The sequence below is a fragment of the Neptuniibacter sp. QD29_5 genome (assembly GCF_047778125.1).
Lineage (GTDB): Bacteria > Pseudomonadota > Gammaproteobacteria > Pseudomonadales > Balneatricaceae > Neptuniibacter.
On the sequence record NZ_CP180556.1, the window covers coordinates 1598146 to 1620217 of the forward strand.

The 22072-nt window shown below is 41.3% G+C and carries 21 protein-coding genes; 11 read left to right on the forward strand and 10 right to left on the reverse strand.

Going from position 1 to position 22072, the window contains the following annotated elements; genetic code table 11:
- Positions 1-202 precede the first annotated feature (202 nt).
- A complete protein-coding gene (locus ACMXYR_RS07345) occupies positions 203-1270 on the reverse strand; it encodes a 3-deoxy-7-phosphoheptulonate synthase (RefSeq protein ID WP_415884899.1) in 1068 nt (355 codons plus the stop codon).
- A gap of 303 nt (positions 1271-1573) precedes the next feature.
- Here ACMXYR_RS07345 and dsbD point away from each other — a divergent pair, with 303 nt between their 5' ends.
- Positions 1574-3397 (forward strand): protein-disulfide reductase DsbD, encoded by a 1824-nt coding sequence (gene dsbD / locus ACMXYR_RS07350; RefSeq protein WP_415903512.1) that lies wholly within the window; start codon positions 1574-1576, stop codon positions 3395-3397.
- A 309-nt stretch (positions 3398-3706) separates the two neighbouring features.
- Here the strand turns inward: dsbD and ACMXYR_RS07355 are convergent, their stop codons facing one another.
- Together ACMXYR_RS07355 and ACMXYR_RS07360 are read right to left on the reverse strand one after the other, a co-directional pair.
- Positions 3707-3853 (reverse strand): DUF3081 family protein, encoded by a 147-nt coding sequence (locus ACMXYR_RS07355; RefSeq protein ID WP_415884897.1) that lies wholly within the window; start codon positions 3851-3853, stop codon positions 3707-3709.
- Positions 3854-4171: 318 nt separating this feature from the next.
- Positions 4172-4912, reverse strand: a complete 741-nt coding sequence (locus ACMXYR_RS07360) for a substrate-binding periplasmic protein (protein ID WP_415903513.1) — start codon at positions 4910-4912, stop codon at positions 4172-4174.
- A gap of 343 nt (positions 4913-5255) precedes the next feature.
- Between ACMXYR_RS07360 and ACMXYR_RS07365 the strand changes: the two genes are divergently transcribed.
- Together ACMXYR_RS07365 and ACMXYR_RS07370 are read left to right on the forward strand one after the other, a co-directional pair.
- The gene (locus tag ACMXYR_RS07365; protein ID WP_415903514.1) at positions 5256-5855 is read left to right on the forward strand and encodes a fasciclin domain-containing protein; all 600 of its coding nucleotides are present in this window, start codon (positions 5256-5258) and stop codon (positions 5853-5855) included.
- A 106-nt stretch (positions 5856-5961) separates the two neighbouring features.
- Complete coding sequence (locus ACMXYR_RS07370) at positions 5962-6324, forward strand: hypothetical protein (protein ID WP_415903515.1); 363 nt, start codon at positions 5962-5964, stop codon at positions 6322-6324.
- A gap of 106 nt (positions 6325-6430) precedes the next feature.
- Here ACMXYR_RS07370 and ACMXYR_RS07375 read toward each other — a convergent pair whose 3' ends face one another.
- Positions 6431-6835: a lysozyme inhibitor LprI family protein gene (locus ACMXYR_RS07375; RefSeq protein WP_415903516.1), complete on the reverse strand. Its 405-nt coding sequence runs from the start codon at positions 6833-6835 to the stop codon at positions 6431-6433.
- A 104-nt stretch (positions 6836-6939) separates the two neighbouring features.
- Positions 6940-7476, reverse strand: a complete 537-nt coding sequence (locus tag ACMXYR_RS07380; RefSeq protein ID WP_415903517.1) for a hypothetical protein — start codon at positions 7474-7476, stop codon at positions 6940-6942.
- Positions 7477-7756: 280 nt separating this feature from the next.
- On the opposite strand from ACMXYR_RS07380, the gene ACMXYR_RS07385 reads away from it, so the two are divergent.
- From ACMXYR_RS07385 to ACMXYR_RS07405, 5 genes are all read left to right on the forward strand, one after another.
- Positions 7757-8083: a hypothetical protein gene (locus tag ACMXYR_RS07385; protein WP_415903518.1), complete on the forward strand. Its 327-nt coding sequence runs from the start codon at positions 7757-7759 to the stop codon at positions 8081-8083.
- 516 nt (positions 8084-8599) lie between these two features.
- Positions 8600-9715, forward strand: coding sequence for a hypothetical protein (locus ACMXYR_RS07390; RefSeq protein WP_415903519.1), 1116 nt, complete (start codon positions 8600-8602; stop codon positions 9713-9715).
- A 160-nt stretch (positions 9716-9875) separates the two neighbouring features.
- The gene (locus tag ACMXYR_RS07395) at positions 9876-10364 is read left to right on the forward strand and encodes a paraquat-inducible protein A (RefSeq protein WP_415903520.1); all 489 of its coding nucleotides are present in this window, start codon (positions 9876-9878) and stop codon (positions 10362-10364) included.
- A 106-nt stretch (positions 10365-10470) separates the two neighbouring features.
- On the forward strand, positions 10471-10977 hold the full coding sequence (locus tag ACMXYR_RS07400) for a uracil-DNA glycosylase (protein ID WP_415903521.1): 507 nt from the start codon (positions 10471-10473) through the stop codon (positions 10975-10977).
- 140 nt (positions 10978-11117) lie between these two features.
- On the forward strand, positions 11118-11876 hold the full coding sequence (locus ACMXYR_RS07405; RefSeq protein ID WP_415903522.1) for an endonuclease: 759 nt from the start codon (positions 11118-11120) through the stop codon (positions 11874-11876).
- A gap of 33 nt (positions 11877-11909) precedes the next feature.
- On the opposite strand, the gene ACMXYR_RS07410 is transcribed toward ACMXYR_RS07405, so the two are convergent.
- The 3 genes from ACMXYR_RS07410 to ACMXYR_RS07420 form a co-directional block, all read right to left on the reverse strand.
- Complete coding sequence (locus ACMXYR_RS07410; protein ID WP_415903523.1) at positions 11910-15146, reverse strand: response regulator; 3237 nt, start codon at positions 15144-15146, stop codon at positions 11910-11912.
- A 12-nt stretch (positions 15147-15158) separates the two neighbouring features.
- Positions 15159-16397, reverse strand: coding sequence for an ABC transporter substrate-binding protein (locus tag ACMXYR_RS07415; protein ID WP_415903524.1), 1239 nt, complete (start codon positions 16395-16397; stop codon positions 15159-15161).
- Positions 16398-16553: 156 nt separating this feature from the next.
- On the reverse strand, positions 16554-17195 hold the full coding sequence (locus ACMXYR_RS07420) for a pseudouridine synthase (RefSeq protein WP_415903525.1): 642 nt from the start codon (positions 17193-17195) through the stop codon (positions 16554-16556).
- Positions 17196-17323: 128 nt separating this feature from the next.
- On the opposite strand from ACMXYR_RS07420, the gene icd reads away from it, so the two are divergent.
- Positions 17324-18577: an NADP-dependent isocitrate dehydrogenase gene (gene icd, locus ACMXYR_RS07425; RefSeq protein ID WP_415903526.1), complete on the forward strand. Its 1254-nt coding sequence runs from the start codon at positions 17324-17326 to the stop codon at positions 18575-18577.
- Positions 18578-18646: 69 nt separating this feature from the next.
- Here icd and cspD read toward each other — a convergent pair whose 3' ends face one another.
- Positions 18647-18859 carry a cold shock domain-containing protein CspD gene (gene cspD, locus ACMXYR_RS07430; RefSeq protein WP_415884879.1) on the reverse strand — a complete coding sequence of 71 codons (213 nt, stop codon included), beginning with the start codon at positions 18857-18859 and terminating at the stop codon, positions 18647-18649.
- Between the two features lie 221 nt (positions 18860-19080).
- Between cspD and clpS the strand changes: the two genes are divergently transcribed.
- Positions 19081-19443 (forward strand): ATP-dependent Clp protease adapter ClpS, encoded by a 363-nt coding sequence (clpS, locus tag ACMXYR_RS07435; RefSeq protein ID WP_415884474.1) that lies wholly within the window; start codon positions 19081-19083, stop codon positions 19441-19443.
- Between the two features lie 12 nt (positions 19444-19455).
- Positions 19456-21714 (forward strand): ATP-dependent Clp protease ATP-binding subunit ClpA, encoded by a 2259-nt coding sequence (clpA, locus tag ACMXYR_RS07440; protein ID WP_415903527.1) that lies wholly within the window; start codon positions 19456-19458, stop codon positions 21712-21714.
- 82 nt (positions 21715-21796) lie between these two features.
- On the opposite strand, the gene infA is transcribed toward clpA, so the two are convergent.
- Positions 21797-22015, reverse strand: a complete 219-nt coding sequence (gene infA / locus ACMXYR_RS07445) for a translation initiation factor IF-1 (RefSeq protein WP_027853708.1) — start codon at positions 22013-22015, stop codon at positions 21797-21799.
- Between the last annotated feature and the right edge of the window lie 57 nt (positions 22016-22072).

Consider the following 22072-nt stretch of genomic DNA (forward strand, 5'->3'; position numbering starts at 1 on the left):
CCATAAAGGCTATATGGGTTATTCCATATTGGTAAGCCAAGTTAGATGAGGCAAACTGTATTTGGTTTTAATCTGACTTGGAGGCCAAATGCCGCAGGAACAATTAGAGTTTGACGGTGATGGAGAGGTTTATATCCTCTCCGAAAACTAAAAAAAGCGCATGGGTTACCCTATGCGCTTTTTTTTATTGAAGCTGAATTTGTTAGCGATTAGCTAAAGCAGGCTTCAGCTTCTCGTTCATCTCAACTAGGCACTTCTCAGTTGTTTCCCAGTCGATACAAGCATCTGTTACAGATACGCCGTATTCAAGCTCGCTTAGATCTGCAGGGATAGACTGGTTACCCCAAGCAAGGTTACTTTCAATCATCAAGCCAACAATAGATTTGTTGCCATCGATGATTTGGTTGGTCGCATTTTCAGCAACAAGCGGCTGAAGAGCTGGATCTTTGCTTGAGTTTGCGTGGCTGCAATCAATCATAATGTTGTTTGCTAGGCCAGCTTTATCTAGTGCTTGTTCGCAAAGCGCTACGTTTACAGAATCGTAGTTTGGCTTACCGCCACCACCACGAAGTACAACGTGACCGTACTGGTTGCCTTTAGTATGTACGATAGAAACCTGACCGCTCTCATTAATACCCAGGAAGCGGTGTGGCGCGCTAACAGATTTAAGTGCGTTTGTAGCAACCTCTAGACCGCCATCAGTACCGTTTTTGAAACCTACAGCACAAGATAGACCAGAAGACATCTCACGGTGAGTCTGAGACTCAGTAGTACGTGCACCGATTGCAGACCAAGAGATCAAATCTTGCATGTACTGTGGAGAAATTGGATCTAGTGCTTCAGTTGCTAGCGGCAAACCCATTTCAGATAGATCTAAAAGAAGTTTACGCGCAGTGTGCAGACCTTTTTCGATCTCGAAAGAGTCGTTTAGGTCTGGATCATTAATTAGGCCTTTCCAGCCTACAGTTGTACGTGGTTTTTCAAAATACACGCGCATAACCAGATACAAGGAATCTTTTACTTTTTCCTGAAGCTCAACCAGTTTTTTACCATACTCGATCGCTGCTTCTGTATCGTGAATAGAGCAAGGGCCCACGACAACGAATAAACGAGGGTCCTTACGGTCAAGAATATCACGAACAACAGAACGGCCTTGCATTACTGCTTGAGCTGCTTTCTCAGAAATTGGCATTTCAGCCTTAAGCGCATCTGGGGAAATCAGAACGCTATTTGATTCGATATTTAAATCTTCAACACGTGTATCGGTCATTAGTTCTTATCCTACAATAGAGAGCTATTTTACGTTATTGAGCGCTTTTAGCACTGGGGCTCTCTAGACTCTTTGTCAATGTGTCGCTTGTTTTACCATAAACCTATGAAGGTTATAAGTATGCAGATGGTCTATTCTGCGCCAAATCAAAACAATGGCAGTTGTTTCTACTAATTAAAGTGCTTTTACGAGTGCTGTTCGATAAAAAAGGCGTGGTAAACTACGTAAATCTGATTGATAACGAACTGTTGGGCATAAAAGTTGTCAATCAAGCGTCTGCGAGATTAATCCATAGGAAACGCTGTGTTGTATCTATTGAAACGAATTTTTTGGTTACAGTTTTTACTTATCTTATCTGTAGCTTCCCCGACTGTGACAGCGGGACTATTTGATCAAAACCCTTTTGGTGAAAAAGGCCCTGTTCAGGTAGAAAAAGCGTTTGTTTTTGGACATGTTCAAGAGGGAGGTACCTTAAAGCTGATCTGGGATATGCCTGATGAGTATTACCTCTATAGAGACAGAATAGAGCTAAAAGATGGCGAAACAACGCAGATCATCTCGCGCAAGAATGCACCAGCTGAATTAAAAGATGACCCACTGTTTGGTCAGGTATGGGTTTATTACGATCGCGCTGAGATTGATCTCTCGCTGTTAAGCAAAGTCGATCCAGCAAAAGACGATAAGCTAACTATTACTTATCAAGGTTGTTGGGACGGTGGTGTTTGTTACCCGCCGGTTACTAAAGAGATCTCAATAGCAGCATTTACCCCATCTCAATCTGCTGCCGAAGTAAGTAGCGCACTAGCAACTACTACGATGCAAACGATTAATGCACCTGCAGTAACGGAGCAGGATCGTTTTGCGCAGATGCTTTCTCAGGGCAGCTTAATTGTTACATTAGGTGCTTTTTTCGTAGCGGGTTTAGCGCTGTCCTTAACGCCTTGCGTCTTCCCTATGATTCCAATCCTTTCCAGTATCATTGCTGGGCAGGGTAGGCATGTTTCGACTGCTAAAGGTTTTGGTCTGTCTCTTGTGTATGTGTTGGCTGTATCCATCACTTACACCATCGCTGGTGTACTCGCAGGCTTGTTTGGTGAGAATGTTCAAGCGCTTTTCCAAAACGCTTGGATTATCGGCAGCTTCAGTTTGATCTTCGTTTTGCTCTCGTTATCGATGTTTGGTTTTTACGAACTGCAACTGCCAAACAGTATCCAGACCCGTTTAAGTCAGGCGAGTAACAGCCAGAAGGGTGGTACGGTTGCCGGTGTGGCGATTATGGGCTTCCTATCTGCACTGATTGTCGGACCTTGTATGGCGGCGCCTCTGGCGGGTGCATTAATCTACATCGGCCAAACAGGTGATCCGTTCCTAGGTGGCAGTGCACTATTCGCGATGAGCTTAGGCATGGGTGTACCTCTTCTATTAGTGGGGGCTTCTGCAGGTAAGCTCCTTCCGCATGCAGGTCTATGGATGAACAAGGTCAAAGCGGTATTTGGTGTACTGCTGTTATTAATGGCTGTTTGGATGCTTGATCGTATCGTTCCTACCGTCGTTTCCATGTGGTTAACAGCGATTATCCTCGTTGTATCGGCTGTTTACATGGGTGTGCTGGCTAAGGCTAAAACTGCTAAAGAGAACCTTGCGAAAGGCTTAGGTCTTATTATTCTGCTTTACGGCCTGTCCCTGATGATCGGTGCGTTGGCAGGAGGAAATAGCTTTAGATACCCACTAAAAGCATTTGCAGGTGATCAATCTGCACAAGCTGAGGTTCTGCCTTTTATAAAAGTGAAAACGCCAGAAGCACTAAATAGGGAGTTAGAGATCGCTAAAGCTAATGGGCAGCCAGTAATGCTAGATTTCTATGCAGATTGGTGTGTTGCTTGTATAGAACTAGAGGTGGTTACCTTCGCTGACTCGCGTGTGCAAAATGCTTTAGCGCCATATCGGGTGATTAAGGTAGATGTGACGGCCAATGATGAACCGGCCAAAAAGCTTAATAAAGATTACGCACTGATCGGCCCGCCGGCACTTATCTTCTATGATCGCGAAGGTGCAAAGCTCGATCATAAAACGCTTATTGGCGTTGTGCAGCCAAATGATTTTCTAAATCATATTCGCGATATCTAAAGGGGTAAGCGAATTGTGAAAATGATGATCTGATAATTAAAAAGCCTTGCTAGTTAGCAAGGCTTTTTAATTAGGTTCATGTGCCCGAAGTTCGTTAATTTCACGTTTTTGTAACACAGGATCATCAGCATTTGATAAAGGGAACTCGAAGTTTATCTTTATATCTTAGGTAGGTTAGCCGAGTTGACGCTTGTAATAAATGCGGTCTATTTTATGTGAAAGTGCTTCAAACTGAGATCTTTGGTCAAAATTCGTTTGGAATTTATTGTGGCAAAATAAGTTAAGCTCTACTTCGGAATCGAATAAGGTCTATGAATATCCATCACGATCATTTCGAGTTTGTATGCCGGAATAGACATAATGACCGGACGACATCTTCTCACCTTTATTGAGAATGCAGTTAAATACACTGAGTGTTTTAACAATATCTAATTTCAAGACATCTTCAATTTTCATTACGTTATTCATTAAAAAAACGAGTCGAACAAATTTGCCAGAGTCTAACAGGGGTATCTAGTAAGGTAAGTCTAAAGCACTAATTACCCAAAGCTCTGTATGAAAGGTTATTGCTAATAGTGATAGCTAACCTTTCATACCGATTAGAGCAGATATGTTAAATCTATCACCAAATCGCTAGTTTCAATTAGTTTCTATCAATCGAGTAATTCTATCACCCAAAGAGTTTACGCTTGAATTTTGAATATGGATCAGTGTGATATGGTGCGCGCTAATAGGCTCAGAAGAATCAATGATGTCATGTCTAATAAATCTAAATCACTGACAGTGTCGAGTTTCATTAATAAATTTTTCATACATCGAACTTGATTTGAGTTTGTCTAAGCTATTTTGCCACCGCTGAACTTCTGAGGTTGGAGTGCTTTTGGACATAGCAATATAAAGTTCGGTTGAATGAATTGATATACCTGTGGATTCAATAGTTTCAATGTTGATCTTTTCTTTTGCGAGTAAGCAAGGTAAAGCTGCCTTACCAAGTGCCAAATAATCTGCTCGGTTACCTAAAAGCATTTTTAGACTAATGCTTGGGTTAGTTGTATAAGCCAGATTTTTATAGCCTTGTTGAGTAAGTATTTTTTCTTCAGGGTAGTCCCTCGTTACTAAGACCAGTCCATATTGTTTAATCGTTGTGGGAGAAGGGGGAGGGGTACCTATAGTTTTTTTTCGGAAGAGTAAAATCTCATCTGAATAAAATGGACCTACCCATTGAAACCAATCTTCTCGCTCTGGCGTGCGTGCAACAGAGAAAAGCACGTTCCAATTTTTAGTTCTTGTATTGTGAATAGCTCTGGCCCAAGGAAGCATCAGTATCGGGGAATCAATTGCAAGATCGTCCAGCATCCAATGGATAATATCCAACGCCATGCCATCGATCTCTCCGTTTGGGAGTTCATAGGCATAAGGGGCAAAGTCTTCGGTTTGAATTTGATAAAGAGGCGATGAATGAACCGAATAACTAAAGAACAAGATGTGAAAATACAAGAGTATTCGGTACAGCATTATTAAACCTTATTGGCTTAGAACGGTTAGCTGCATCCTGCACAATCGCATTGTTGGCGGAAATATCCGTACTTGGCTTTTTAATAAATATTTAAAATAGATTTCTTTATCATAGTAGATATTACTCAGTGACTTTGCTAGTGAGTGATTAAGATTACCAAGACTGAAACAAGAATAAAGTAAGGCTGTTTCCCCTAACTGGTTTGCAATTAACTGGAATGAAATCCTCTAAAATTATTTAAGATGAATTTAATTCTGGTCGTTTTTTTGATCTGTTTGTTCAGGGTGCCGTATTGAGTGTTGATGATTAATTAAGCAACTTAAGCTCTGAAGGTACAGAACAATGAAAAAAACAATTACTGCATTCATGTGCGCAGCTGGGTTAACTTTTGGTTCACTAGCCTACGCTGAAGAATGTACTGACGATCTCGGGACAATTGTCACTGAACTGGTTGAGTTAAATGAAAGCGGTGCAACAGCTGGAGAGTTCGATTTTCTGATTGGTGCCGTAACAGCGACCATTGGTAGCACAAATTTATTTGATGTGCTGACTGATGAAGATCGAGAAGTAACGCTTTTCTCTCCTAATGATCAAGCATTCTTGAATACAGCCGTGGCGCTTGAAGAAGCAGGTTTACTAGATCTATCCGGCGTAGACACATCAAGCACAGTAGAGGTTGTTAATGCATTAGCGGGAGCACTTACACTAAATGGTGTAATTGAGGTATTGGCTTACCATGTTTCCTTTGGTGAAAGAACGTCTAAGTATGTGGTTAACCGTGATGGTAAAACCATAAGAATGGCAAACAAAGAGTTCGTGAATGTTAATGGTCTTAGCATTAATGATTCACCTTTGGATCTCGGATATATCGATATTCCTGCGTGCAATGGTGTGATTCATGTGATCACTGAAGGTGTATTGATTCCTGATTTAAGTAACTAAAAGCCTATGACAAGCCTGCTTGATTAATGCAGTTGTTTTAGGCTCTCTCATTTTTCTTCGTAGGCTTGATAATCCAAAATAGATTAAAGAATGTATGGGTGATCCCATGAAACTACAGCTAATAAAGGATTTAAAAAATTATAGAGCAGTATTTTATTGGTGTAATTCAAAAGGAAAAAGACACAGTCCTATGCTACCCACATTGGTTCATGCGTATGAGTGGCACCTTCTATTTCAAAGATGTATCTACAAGGGGAAAGAGAGGCGGAAGGACGGTGTTGATAGGAGACTGGGGTATCTTCTTGAAAATAAAACTAGGAAAAATGAAAGAAGATTCAAGAGTAAAGGTCGGCGATTGATTGATACTGCTTTTTACATCAGTAAGGATCTTTATTCGGAAAAAATTGAAGCCCTCAAAAAACTAACAGTCGAAAGTAATAGTGAGTATTACGAAAGAAAATCAGCTTAGTACACTTTTAATAGTTTTAAATATTTTTATTAGACATCGATACTGTGGGGGGGGGCAATTTTCTAGAATCTGATCCCCTAACGATTACAATTTTTGTTACAGAGTCCTAATTTGGGGGCTGCGGGATTGCGGCGTCGAAGTGAGATAGATAGGTTGTCCTGATTTCAGAGGCTTTCTCATCTGTTTTATCTATCATGCAAAAAATAGATGCAAAGGCTTTCTTTTTACCTTCTTCCCAAATTGCATAAATAGAATCGCAATGTGATGCAACGTGCGTTTCCCAATCTTTTTGAGCAAGCTTGATACTTTCTATAGCCGAAGAATTTTGAGCATGTAACTCATAGGCTGCGCCCAAATACTTTGTCATTTCGTGGTGTGTAACTTCGAGTTTAATCGCCGCACATCGATTCATCTGGATGCTGGTTTTCGCAGTATCACAGTTTTTAGCAGAAGCGTGAGGCGAAAGCAGGAATGTTAGGCTTAATAAGCTGGAAATAATGAGTTTATACATGTGTCAGTTTCAATAGTTCTATTGAATTCAGTAAGTAGAGGGTTGAAGTAAGTGGCTTCGATTACAAAGGGGAAAGGTATTCCCCTTTGCTTATTTATTTGGATTTATTTGAACGCTTTAGCTTTCGGGAACTCTTTGAAAGACATGAGAGTAGATTCCATTTTATGGCCATTAGCATTAAACCAATCCATCACAGCTTTGCTTTGATCTTTTCCATAAATGCGGTGGGAGTAGTTCATAACAACGCCAGCCTCGTTCTCTACGCTGATTAAGAACATGTTTGCTTCTGAACTTTTGTCACTCGTTGTCATTGTTGCTAGAAGGAAAAGGCTCGGATCTCGTGGATCAGGGCCTGCGATCGCTTTAATAATTTTTCCTTTACCGTTGTATGCAGCTAAAAACTTTTCTGCGAAAGGTTTTAAATCGGACTTGGTTTTGACTTCTTCTGCGAAGGTGAAGGAGACCATATCTTTGTATGAAGAGAGGTCCGCTTGGTCAGCAGGCGTATATTGGTGTGCTGAGCTTTTAGTCGCTCTGTATGCGTATTCATCACCGTTAAAGTTGACTGCTGGTGGCTTACCTGCATGAGCGGTAGAGATGCTAACTAATACAAGTGCGATTGAAGCGAGTATCTTTTTCAAAATTCCTGTCCTTTTTATATTTATGATTATGATGTCTTCTGAATCCTGTCGATCAATTAAAAAAGATTTTATCAGTGATAGCAGACTTCCCAGTTGGCATGGAATGCTAAAGTAAGGTTTATACTTACCAAAGTACTAGTCTTATTCTGGGTGTGAATAGAAGTGGTCTTTGTCTTAAATGGATGAAGGATGTAAGGAATGCTTGATGAGACAAATCTTAGCTTTATAGTGTTATCAGAGCATATCCTTATGAGGGGAGGTCATTATAGTGATGACAAGTATGTCTAAGAAAATACAGAGCACGCTGGTTATTCTAATAACATCTTACGTGCCCATTGCTTCTGCTTCAGATGCTGAACAGGGTAAAGAGCTATATGAGTCTGTTGCTTTGGAGCGGACGATCCGAGGTGAAGTTTACACCGATGCTAACTGTGAAACGTGCCATAGCTCAGATATCTATACCCGTCCTAATCGTCGAGTTGATACTTATTCAAGATTAGAAGCCCAGGTAGAGATGTGTAACACCATGTTGGATGTAGGTTGGTTCCCTGATGAGGTGTCGGCTGTTGCAGCTTATCTCAATCAAAAATATTACAAATTTGATTAGATTATTTTTCTTCTTTTCTAAAGCCGCATACAGCGGCTTTTTTAATCCCTTTTAATTTCCTTTGATATTCAATGTGATAGCGGCCCGCTTTTTGCTGAACCTTAGGTTACTCAAACGTAATTAGTCGATGCGAACCGCGTAAGGTTGGATTAGAAAATGAACATAAGAACAGCCAGGATTTTTGATGGCTATTATGGGCTATTCTCTTTCAGCCTATGTATTCCGCGGCTTTCAGCAAGGGAGGTAGTGGTCATCAGGAAGTCTCTTTTAATTTTATAACCTAATACAAGCATTCTTATCGGAAGAACTGTCTTGGCATTGTGCTCGGACAGCAGTCCAGTTTTGCCTAACGAATTCAGATTTAAGGCAAAAGTTTTCCGCTGAGGATTAACAACCGATTTTTTGTTTTTGTTATTTACAAAAACTGGTTTTTTGCGCCCTTAAGAAATGAATTACGCTTTCATAAATTTGAACGGCGGGGGTTAACTGACGCAGAAAATCAGGAAGGAGAGAACAATGATTATTCAGACAAGTAATGTACATATGAGTGCTGAGCATCAGAAAACGGAATATAGCTCTCAGACCAAAATGATTGATTGGGGAAGCGATGGTAATGAGTTTCTTGCCCAATTAAGCGAAGCGAAGTCGTTTCTTCGTCAGGATCAAAGCAGCTTATTCAGCGGCATTGCTGTAGGTCAGCAGCCCTCAACTGAAGGAGATGATCAGTTTCAGGGTAATTCGATTTTAGTGCTTACCGATCAAGGCTTGCAGTTTAGAGCTGCAGAAAAAGATTCAAATGTTGCTGAGCAAAGAGAAATTACCAAAGCAAGGTTGTGGCAAAGCTTATTAAATGCCATCAATCCGAAACACATAGAAACTGACATCCCTGATGATATAGAAATTCCGGATGCTGATTCGATTCCGAGTGAAGATGATATAGCCGGTGACGCTTTGCAGTTGCAACCTATCAAGATGGAAATGTCTTTTAAGGTCACTTCGACAATCGAAGAGTATGAATGTTCTAATTTTCATAGTTGTGGCATGGTGACGACGGCGGATGGTAAGCAGATTGAATTTAATCTTAACCTAGAAATGGAACGGAGTTACTCAGCTACACGCGAGTTTGAGATGACCAGCATTGTGGAGTTTACAGATCCACTGATCCTTAACTTTGAAGGCAACCATGCCGATCTTTCCGATGAGAAGTTTGAATTTGATCTTGATGCTGATGGTGATAAAGAAATCATTAGTTATCTCGCCGGTGAAAGTGGCATGCTTGCTCTAGATAAAAATGAAGACGGCATTATCAATGACGGTACAGAGTTATTTGGCGCTTTAACGGGTAATGGCTTTGCCGATCTTGCCCAATATGACGAGGATGGTAACAACTATATCGATGAGGGTGATTCTATATTTGATGATCTCCTCGTGTGGCATAAAACTGAAGATAGCGATTACCTAGAATCATTGGCTGATAGTGGTGTAGGGGCGATCTATTTAGGCTCAACCGAAACGCCATTCGATATTAAAGGTGAAAATAATCAGGAGAATGGCCGAGTCCGCTCCAGTGGTTTCTACTTAACTGAAGCCGGTGATGTTGGAACAGTTCAGCAGATCGATATGGCGGTTTAGAGTCGATCCCATTGCAGGCTAAATACAGACTTTATTTAGCCTGCACCCTTTTAAATTACACCGTTATAGAACACCTTAAAACAACACTCAGATGTGTTTCGTTTGTACTATGACTGCGATGGATTGGTATACTTGCGCCACTTTGTTTTGAGGCACTTTCATGGATAGATTTACCCCCTTATCTTCATCTCAGTCTTTGTGGCTCAGAATTGCTTTGATCTTAACGACGATCTGTCTGGCTGTCGGGCTGTTTAGTCCGATGATGACGATGAGCAAGTTCTATTTCTTTGAGAGTTCTTTTTCTGTAATTGGCGGTGTACAGAGTCTTTTAATTGAAGGGCATTTGATCCTAGCGGCTTTAGTCTTCCTCTTTAGTGTAGCTCTACCGCTGGTTAAGTTATTTTTGTTATGTAGATTAACAGCAGCTAGCGATGAAATATCTGCTAACCAACGTAAATTGCTTGGCTTGATGCATGATTACGGCCGATGGGCAATGCTCGACGTGATGGTAGTGGCCGTATTATTGGTAACTGTAAAGCTCGGGGCTGTCGCGTCAATTCAGATCCATTGGGGGCTTTACGTATTTGGTCTAGCCGTTGTATCGATCATGTTCTTAACGCATAAACTTGTGACTTTGTTAAATGCCTAATCTAGACAGTTTTTACACAAAACTTAGCAAACGTAAAAACACTCTGACTGTATTTAATCCCTATAGGGATTAAACCAAATTAGAGAACCTAAAGCGATACATCGAATTGGCCTTTGAGCAACCAGGACCAAAGGTTCTTTTAGTTGGCGAAGCCTATGGTTTTAAAGGTGGTCGTTTAACTGGCATCCCATTTTCCAGTGGTAAATTATTTGATGAGGTTGATCATCCTTTTTTGCAGCAGTTAAAGCCTCAAATAGAACTAAACGCTGATACGCTCACTGCTGAAAATACAGCGTCTATTGTATGGCGCTATCTGTGTTCACAAGAAACAGTACCGCTTTTTTGGAATTCGTTCCCTTATCATCCGCATCCTTCACGTATTCAAAAAAAGAATAGGGCACCATTAAAAGCTGAAATAGAAGAAGGTTTAGAGCTTTTACAGATTCTGATGGATGTTTATCAACCCGATGCGATTGCAGGGTTAGGTCGTAAAGGAACGGACTGTTTACAAAAAGCGTTTCCTGATCAAGATATCCGCTATATACGTCATCCCTCTTATGGCGGTAAATCTGATTTTATTGATGGCATGAACCAGCTCTTTTCACAAGGTTAAGCTTAAATTTATCTTTCAGCCGTATGATGGTCGTGACTTCTGAGTAGCTATGTAACCGCTCATATTGGCTTTTAAACCCTAGTAACTAATTTAAAGCAGGAAGCATCGATTGGCATTGGACGCCTTTAAAAGGAATTCCAATGCACAAGTACCTTCCTGTTGCTCTTCTAATGATCCCAGGCATAGCCTTAGCTGAGCATCCTAAGTCTTTCGGTAGTGCCAAAAAGATTCTCAAAGAGATCTATGCAGATAACCAGCAGAGCTTTTATTGTGGCTGTGACTACAACGCCCAAGGTAAAAAGTTGGTGCCAGACTTAAAGTCCTGTGGTTACTCACCACGTAAAAACGCGAATAGAGCAAAGCGTATTGAGTGGGAGCACGTAATGCCGGCCTGGGCTTTTGGTCATCAATTACAATGTTGGCAAGACGGTGGTCGAAAAGCTTGTAAGAAGAACCCTAATTTCAAGAAGATGGAATCAGACCTTCACAACCTTGTACCTGCAATTGGAGAGGTGAATGGTGATCGCTCTAATTACAGCTTCGCACAATTAGCAGGTGAGCCGCGTGTTTATGGGCAATGTGATATGGAAGTTGATTTTAAGCAGCGTAAGGTCGAGCCAGCTGACCATCGCCGTGGTGATATTGCTCGTACGTACTTTTATATGCGCGACCAGTATGGCGTTCGTATCAGTAATAAGCAGGAAAAACTGTTTCATGCTTGGGCAAAGCTAGATCCTGTTGATCAATGGGAGTTAGAGCGTAATCGTATGATTACCCTAATCCAAGGTAATACTAACCCTTATGTTGTTACGCCAACTGACTCAGTAAAATTGGCGGAATCGACTACGGATCAGAATAGTTTATTGTCCCGTCTTAAAACTGCATTGAGTATGGATTAAGACATGTAGGTGCAGACAAGCTATCGTTAATCATTACTTAGTAGTGGTATGTGCTTTATTAGAAATATATGTTTCAAACTCCGTACATAACGCTTCTGATGCTTTAATGAATTCAGGCAAGAGAGTTTCGAGTTCTGCGTGATTGTTAGTGGAGGCTTCTTCAATCTTTTTGCAGATTCCGTTTAGCTGGGGGGCTGATAGGTTTAAGGCCATACCTTTAAGGTTGTGTGCGTGCTGTCTTAACTCCTCCCAGTTCTGATCGCGGAAAGCTTGTTGCGTGTTTTCAATCAGCTTAGCCGAATTTTGAAGATAGGCTTCTAGCACTTTAACTAGAAGTTTGTCGTTCATCATTAAGCGTTTGAGTGCGTTATCGTGGTCCCACACAGGCTGTTTGTATTTGATATCATGTCTGCTTTGCTCTTCATTGGATATTGATGTTTTACCATTAGGAAGCCAATGATTAAGTGCTTGTATTAAACGGTCCGCATTGATTGGTTTGGATATGTAATCACTCATACCGGCTTGAAGGCACTTTTCTCTATCCCCAGCCATAGCATTAGCTGTCATAGCAATAATAGGTAACTCTTTGAACATTTTATCTTGTCTTATGGCTCTACTTGCTTCATAGCCATCCATCACTGGCATTTGGCAATCCATAAAGACAAGATCGTATTTGATCATATCTAGAGCAGACAACGCTTCTTCACCATTAGCAGCGACGTCAATTTTTAGCCCAAGTTGTTCTAGTAAAGCACGTGCGACGGCCTGATTGGTTATGTTGTCTTCTACGAGTAAAACTTTGCCATTAAATGAGTTTGGATCTTTTATATCGATAGTTTGTTTAACAGAGGTATCTTGTTGTTTAACTTGGATGAGCTCTAATAGTTTATTAAACAGTTGGCTTTGGTTAATAGGTTTAGTAATTAGATGGAGCAAGCCGTTTTTATCGTACTTTGATTTATCAAAGGACTTATGACTTACCGTTTGAATAAGTAGTTTGCTTGCCGCTAACGCAGGATCTTGTTTGCAGCATGCGCTAAACTCGATAGCGTCACTATCCGACAATTCTTGATTAATGATGGTTATATCAAAAGGTGTTTTGTTGTTTGCAGCTACTTTTAGCTTTTCAAGACCCGTTTTAGCTTTTGATGTCAATTCATGTTCAATTTTCCAGCTAGTAAATATATCACCGAGTAGATTTAGATTGGTTTCATTAGGATCAATCACTAAGATCTTTTTGTTGTGTAATTCTTCGAATGGCTGGGTAACGGACTCTGGAGCGGCATGGGGCAGCGTCAAGCTTATCCAGAATGTCGAGCCTTTACCTAGCTGACTATCGACACCAATTTCACCACCCATCAACTCTACTAGCTGTCGACTTATCGATAGACCAAGACCTGTACCACCATATTTGCGTGTGGTAGAGCCGTCAGCCTGACTAAACCGTTCGAATAATCGGGTCTGTTGCTCTGCATCTATCCCAATACCGGTATCGACCACCTTGATCACTATTTTGCTGTTTTTAGATGTGATTTGCTTAGACTCATAGAAAACTGCAACTTCGCCTTTTTCGGTAAATTTACATGCGTTGCCGATTAGGTTAACAAGGATTTGGCGAATGCGGCTTGGATCAGCATTAAACCATTGATTAGTAATGGATGTAGCAGGGCAAATAAGCTCTAGATTCTTCTCATGGGCGCGAGTCGCTAAAGCCGATCCTACTTCTTCTAGCAGTTTACCCATATTAAAATCTACTGCTTCTAGCTCTAATTTGCCTGATTCAACTTTAGAGAAATCTAGAATGTCATTGATAATGGTTAGCAAAGAGTCGGCGCTGTTTTTGACGGTATTAGCATAGTCCAGCTGCTGCTGGTTTAAGCCGCTGTCGAGCAAAATATTAGTCATTCCGATAACACCGTTCATTGGTGTTCTTATCTCGTGACTCATATTGGCTAGGAATTCACTCTTAGCAACACTGGCTTGTTCTGCTTCATTTTTAGCTTTCAAGAGAGACTCTTCAGAGAGTTTCTGGTCGGTAATATCTAAGTGAGTGCCGATGATGCGAGTAGGCTTACCGTTGCTATCACGTTCTACGACTTTGTTTGTGTTTAATACCCAGATCCAGTGACCTTGTTTGTGCTTCATTCTAAGTTCAAAGTTATGACGGTCATTGATGGAATTGCTGTATCTATCTAATAAGTGATGTGATATTTCGGGGGCATCAGGATGGGTAAGCTGATTGAATATTTCGATAGTCATCGGTTGAAGTTCATCTAATGTGTAACCAATGATTTCTGCCCAACGTTCATTAAGGTTGAGTTGACCTGTTTGGGTATTCAAATCCCAAATTCCTACATTTGCAGAATCTACTACTAACTCAAGTTGCCTTGCAGTTTCAGACAGCTCTTTTTCGGACTCTTTGACTGCTTTGAATGGGTTGATAAAAAACTTTTTTCCAAGCCAGAGTAGCAGTATAAAGACGACCAAAAATGTCAGAAGAAGGCCAATGAATATACTTTGGATAACCTGATTTACTTCAGAAGCGAGGTGTTGTTGATCGATGTAATATTCGACGTTAAGTTGGGTCTGACCAGCAACTTGTTCGTCAACTTTTTGGTAAGCAAGAGTGTTATTTAGAGAAGAGTAATCAAGGTAATCACCTTTGATTCTAATGCTGGCGGCATGTGCTTGGGTAGTAAATAATGTACTGATGTCTTTATCAAATCGAACCAGAACAACACCTTCGCTAGCACCGTTATAATTGACTGAAACAGCGATAGAGAAGTGCCATTGTTCATTTTCTCGGTGTTTTAATATAACCCAAGGCCTTTCGCCATTTAGTATTTCTTCGAACCAAGGTTCATTTTCTAAGTTCAAACTCAAGGTTTGGTTGGAAGGTCGGTAAATAGGCTCCCCAATAATATTTAGTAAGAATACAGATTCATGCTGACCGAGGATTAGAAGTGAGTCCAAAAAATCGACAAGGTTTTCTTCCGAATCCAGAGTAGCCATCACCGCACTAGTTAAAAGAGGGTTCTTAGCTAGGTCCTGTAAGAACAGAATACGATCGTCTACATAGTTACCTATCGAAGTGGCAGCGTTCGCAGCTTGTGCGCTAGTTGTTCGATTTTGAAAGTCTATTGTAATATCACGAACACGTTCCCCAATCGCGATATAACTAGAGGTCAAAGCTATAGCGAAAAAAGAAGCAATAAACAGATAAAACAGTGTATCTGTTGAAAGTTTTAAACCTCGTTTACGAAGCTGCATCCTATTACTCAACTAGTTAGGAACTTTCGGAATTGTGTTGGGCATTACTTCTATTACTCCATCCGGGGTAAATTTGGCCATACATAGATCAGATAATCCGAGCGCTTCATGTGCATCTAAATTAGATTGACTAAAAGTAGAATAGGGCTTTTGGTAAGTTTTTATCAGCCCTTTAACAGGCGTGTTTAATGACTCTAATTCTTCTCGAAGTAACTGCCTATTTTGAGCCATATCATCACTTAGAGTTATATTTTGCATTGCTTGGATAGCTACCTTGGCTAAGTCATACGTATGGGTGTACCCCGTAGGCGATTTTAGAGAGCGATAATCAGTTAATGCTTCAGGGAATAGCTTCTGACCTCTGGCAAATACTGATTGGCTGAATTTGGATTCTTCAGAGCTGACAAAAGAGAAGCAGCTTTGAATAAAGCTTAAATCCAGCTTAGATAGGGTTGTAGGCCCTAATGTCTGGGGGAAGTTTCCGCCGGTAATTCCCCAATGAGAAAGCACAGGTAGATTGAATTGTTCAACCTCTGTCATAGCTGTCATAAAGGTAGCGCCTTCTATAGCGTTACCAACGAAGATAACGCAGTCACTATCGGATTTGGCAATTTCTCTCAAAATTAATTTGGCTGCATTGTCTTTGGTATTCCAATTAAACCATGTAACTTCAGGTGTAATGGACAGTGAGCTTTCAAAATAGTTGGTTATTGTCTTGAAGTTCGATTTTCCCCAGCCTGTATCTTCGAGTAATAGGTGGGGAGATTTGCATTGTTTTGAATTTACTGCGTAATCGCTAATTCGTAAGCCCGCTTTTGTATCATCGACAGATAATCTGAATACCCAGTTATTACTATCAGGATGGCGGGTAATAGGTCCACCTGCTGCCCACGGAACTAGTAGCAGAATTTCATTATCGTTGATGTATTGACGATATTTAATGTAAGGGGGGGAGTGTAGTCCGCCAAGTATAAATAGAGCGCTAGGATCATTTACGAATTGTTTCATTGTTCTGTGGCTACGAACAACATTTCCTCGATGATCTTTTTCAACAAATTCTAGTTGGTAGTTACCAATTTTATAATCGATTTCGTCCAGAGCGGTAAGGAAACCCATCTTCATGGCTTGTGCAGAGGAAGAGTATGAGGTGTAGTCTGAGTCGTGATAAATGCGAATGACTTTGTCATTGGCTGAAACAGTGGATATTAGAAGGCAGGCAAGTACGCCAATTGCAGATAAGCTTTTGTTCATCCTTGTAATCCTTTAATCAACTAGCCATTCTTTTAGTTAGACAGTTCAGAGCTTATTCAAGTATTTAAGAATATTTACTACTAAATCAAATACTTGCTCGTGAATTGCTAAGAATATATGGCAATGATTGGATATTAAAGCTTATTAATCTATTAACTATTTCCTTGTGCGCTTTGTATTTCGAATCTGTTGTCGGTTATTCCTGTTGTTATGAGGCCTGCGACTCGTGGTGTTTTTACTGTTTCTCGGTAGGTTTAAAGTGACTTCGATTAACTTAGAGTTTCCAGGCTTTAGACTGTCTAATGTCCAATCACCAATTGCATAGCGAATTAGGCGTAGGGTTGGGAAGCCAACGGCTGCAGTCATTCGTCTTACTTGTCTATTTTTGCCTTCAGTAATTTTCAATTCGACCCAGCTGGTAGGCTGATTTTTACGTTCGCGAATGGGTGGATTACGAGGCCATATATCAGGTTCATCGATCACCCTGGCTTTTGCTGGACGAGTTATACCGTCTTTGAGTTCAACGCCTTTACGTAAGGTATTCAAAGCAGTCTCAGTGATCTCTCCTTCAACTTGGGCCCAGTATGTTTTTTCTTGCTTAAATTTAGGATTAGCTAAGTAATGTTGTACAGCGCCTTCATTGGTAAGAATCAGTAAGCCTTCAGAGTCATAATCTAATCGGCCAGCAGCATAATAGCCCGGCTGATCAATAAAATCGGCTAGTGTGCTTTTATCGTCATTGGTAGTGAACTGAGTAAGTACTTGAAAAGGTTTATTAAAAAGTAATAGCTGGCTCATTGTTTTTCAGTTCTTTAAAGCATGGTGCGATCAATCAAAGGGATAATGCTGATCTATACTGATCCTGTAGCGCAATCATATCACTGATCACAGCTTCTGCGGTGTAACAAATCGAGTTGGAGTAGATTATGGGTTATAAAAATATTTCTGTACCTGATGGCGACAAGATAACAGTTAATCAAGATCATCCATTAAATGTTCCTGATAACCCTATTATTCCTTATATAGAAGGAGATGGGATTGGTATGGATGTGACTCCTCCGATGATTAGCGTGGTTGATGCTGCGGTTAATAAAGCCTATGGAGGTGACCGTTCAATATCCTGGATGGAAGTTTTTGCTGGTGAGAAGGCTACCTCAGTATACGAGCAAGATACATGGCTGCCAGATGAAACCTTGGAAGCTTTTAAGGAATTTGTTGTTGGGATTAAAGGGCCATTAACTACACCTGTAGGTGGTGGTATTCGTTCGCTTAATGTTGCCTTACGTCAGGAGCTTGATCTTTATGTCTGCCAAAGACCGGTGCGTTGGTTTAAAGGCGTACCGAGCCCAGTCATAAAACCAGAAGATGTGGATATGGTGATCTATAGGGAAAATTCAGAAGATATCTACGCTGGAGTAGAGTGGCAGGCTGGCTCGCCTGAAGCAGAGAAAGTGATTCGATTTTTAAAAGAGGAGATGGGTGTTACCAAAATTCGTTTCGATGAACAGTGCGGTATTGGTGTGAAGCCTGTATCTGAGCAGGGAACAAAGCGCCTAGTAAGGAAAGCGTTGCAGTACTGCGTGGATAACGATCGGGAATCCCTAACGTTGGTACATAAAGGTAATATCATGAAATTTACCGAAGGTGCCTTTAAAGATTGGGGCTACGAATTGGCGGCAGAAGAGTTTGGAGCAAAGCTTAAAGATGGAGGCCCTTGGATGAGCTTTCAAAATCCAAACACAGGTAAAGAAATTATAATTAAAGATGTAATAGCGGATGCGATGTTGCAGCAGATTCTGCTTAGACCCGCTGAGTATGACGTAGTCGCAACGCTAAATTTAAATGGTGATTACCTTTCAGATGCCTTGGCTGCGGAAGTGGGAGGTATAGGGATAGCCCCGGGTGCCAACCTATCAGATGAAGTTGCAATATTTGAAGCAACTCATGGAACCGCACCTAAATATGCAGGTAAAGATATGGTGAATCCAGGTTCTCTGATTCTATCTGCCGAAATGATGTTAAGGCATTTAGGTTGGTCAGAAGCTGCAGATTTGATTATTAAGGGTATGGATGGGGCTATTGCAGCTAAAACTGTGACCTATGACTTTGAACGGCTTATGGATGGCGCGGAGTTATTATCAAGTTCTGAGTTTGGTGAGGCGATAATTAAAAATATGTAGTTTGCTTATGCCAGACACAAAAAAACCAGCTGCATGCTGGTTTTTTAGTTTATTGATGTAACCTTTTTGCTATTGGGTTGCTAAAGGTTTAATTTGAACGGCATGAGTACCTTTTGGACCCGGTTGGGTTTCAAACTCAACTTGTTGGCCTGCTTTGAGACTCTTATAGCCATCGACTTCTATCGCAGAATAATGAGCAAAGAGATCCTCTTCATGTTCATCTGATAGGATAAAACCATATCCTTTAGAATTGTTGAACCACTTTACTTTCCCTGTCTGCATAACTAACTCCCGTATCCAAAACTGCAATTGGATTACTAACCTGAACGTACTCCCTTTAGCTGCTAGAATAGTTGCTAAAGGTTGTCCCCTATTAAGTCGCAGGTACTACTGGGGCCTTGCCTATCCTGCTATTCTGATTATAGCACCAGCCACAGAATGTGTGACAAGTGTGCAATCACTGTTCAGTAGTAAATATTAGCTTAAATTTAGAAGATTGTTAGATGTCTATTGATTTTGAACAAAAAGTAATTCGAATGTCTAATGAAGATGAACATGAAGATTTTGATCATGATCACGGATTAGTCACGGAAGAAGCAAAGCCGCAACTTAAGAAACCATCAATGTATCGTGTGGTTTTGATGAACGACGATTACACACCAATGGATTTTGTCGTGGCTGTGCTCATGATGTTTTTTAATATGGACCAAGAAAAAGCTACACAAGTGATGTTATCGGTCCATACTCAAGGGAAAGGAGTATGTGGGATTTTTACCCGTGATGTAGCTGACACGAAAGCAGCTATAGTTAATCAATATGCGAGAGATAATAATCACCCTCTGCTATGTGAAGTCGAGAAAGTCTGAAGAGGAACCGTTATGTTAAACCGAGAACTCGAAGACACGCTCAGTGCAGCTTTCCAAGCCGCAAAGGAAAAGCGACATGAATTTATAACTGTCGAACATTTGTTGCTGGCGTTGTTGGATAATTATGAGGCGCATGAAGTTCTTGCAGCCTGTGGTGCTAACTTTGAAGGTATTAGGCAGAACCTGTCTTCATTCATCGAAGAAACTACGCCTTTACTATCTGAAACATTACCTGATTTGGAAACACAGCCAACACTCGGATTTCAACGAGTACTTCAGCGTGCGGTATTCCATGTTCAGTCATCTGGTAAGAATGAAGTTACTGGAGCCAACGTACTCGTAGCGATTTTTAGTGAGCAAGAAAGTCAGGCTGTTTATATTTTGCAGCAGCATGGCATAGAACGAATCGATACAGTCAATTATATCTCTCATGGCATTTCTAAAATGTCAGAACACGACCATGAACACTCTGATTCTTCGGTTGAAAGTGAAACTGCGAACGAAGAAAAGGATGATAGCCCTCTTGCTAAATATGCGATCAATTTGAATGCTGAAGCTGAAAGCGGTCGAATAGATCCACTGGTAGGGCGAGATTCCGAAGTAGAGCGTGTCGTTCAGATTCTATCTCGCCGTCGTAAGAACAACCCGCTACTTGTCGGTGAAGCGGGTGTTGGTAAAACAGCGATTGCTGAAGGTCTAGCTAAGCTAATCGTTGAAGACAAAGTTCCTGAAATTATCAAAGAGTCGATCGTATATTCTCTTGATTTGGGTGCTTTGCTTGCGGGCACTAAATACCGTGGTGATTTTGAGAAACGGCTTAAAGGTCTTTTAAATGAGATCAAAGGCAAAGATCACGCGATTCTGTTTATTGATGAAATCCACACTATCATCGGTGCTGGTGCAGCGTCTGGTGGTTCTATGGATGCATCAAACCTACTTAAACCACTGCTAAGTTCAGGTCAGATCCGTTGTATCGGTTCTACTACTTTCCAGGAATTCCGCGGAATTTTTGAGAAAGACCGTGCATTAGCGCGTCGTTTCCAGAAAGTGGATGTCCTTGAGCCAAGTATCGAAGATACCTATTCGATTCTTAAAGGCCTTAAAGGTCGCTTTGAGGAACACCATGAACTGGCTTACAGTGATGAAGCGCTACGTGCAGCTGCCGAACTAGCAGGGCGCTATATCAACGATAAGCATATGCCGGATAAAGCAATAGATGTAATTGATGAAGCGGGTGCTTATCAGCGTCTATTGCCTAAAGAGCTTCGTAAAGCAGAGATCGGTACGGAAGATATCGAAGCGATTGTTGCTAAGATTGCCCGTATACCGCCTAAAAGTGTTTCTGCTTCTGATAAGAATCAGCTGGCGAAGCTGGATAGCAATCTTAAGATGGTTGTACTTGGGCAGGATGAGGCAATTGATACGCTATCCTCTGCGATCAAGCTTTCCCGTGCGGGCCTTAAAGAGCCTGATAAGCCTGTAGGTTGTTTCTTGTTCGCTGGCCCAACCGGTGTCGGTAAAACAGAAGTAACGCAGCAGCTTGCACGTATTATGGGGATTGAACTGGTTCGCTTTGATATGTCTGAGTATATGGAGCGTCATACAGTATCCCGTTTGATTGGTGCACCTCCTGGCTATGTTGGCTATGACCAAGGTGGCTTACTAACAGAAGCGATAACAAAGTCTCCGCACTGTGTTCTGTTGCTTGATGAAATTGAGAAGGCGCATCCAGAAGTATTCAATCTATTACTACAGGTAATGGATAACGGTACTTTAACGGATAACAACGGTCGTAAAGCAGATTTCCGTAATGTGATTTTGGTAATGACTACCAATGCAGGTGCGGAAGATATGAGCCGCGCATCCATTGGCTTTACTAAGCAAAATCATGCCTCTGATGGCATGGCTGCTATACGTAAGATGTTTACACCAGAATTCCGTAACCGTCTTGATGGCATCATCCAGTTTAAAGCCCTTACAACTAGCATCATAAAAGGTGTGGTCGATAAGTTCTTTGCTGAGTTACAGGTTCAGTTGGAAGATAAGCGTGTTGTACTGCATTTGAATGACGAAGCTCGTACTTGGTTTGCTGAAAAAGGCTACGACGAACAGATGGGCGCACGCCCAATGAAACGCTTGATCCAAGAGAAATTGAAGAAGCCGTTAGCTGAGATGATTCTCTTTGGCGAACTATCCGAAGAGGGTGGTGAAGTTGCCATTAGTGTCGATGCAGATGGCGAGATCAGTGTGGAAGCGATGACCTGCGCATAAGCGGGTCTTTTGAGATACAAAAAAGGCAGCCATTAGGCTGCCTTTTTAAATTCTGTCCTGCAAAGCAGGGAGAAAGCAATGATTAACGCGCGCGATAAACGATACGGCCTTTGCTTAGGTCGTATGGAGTTAGTTCTACTTTAACTTTATCGCCAGTCAGGATACGGATGTAGTTTTTACGCATCTTACCTGAGATGTGCGCAGTAACAACGTGGCCGTTTTCCAGCTCAACTCGGAACATAGTGTTCGGGAGCGTGTCAACCACGGTGCCTTCCATTTCAATGCTATCTTCTTTAGCCATTAATTCTCTACCTTGTTGAGGATCTCCAGAAAATCTGGACCGAATAATTGCGCGGTA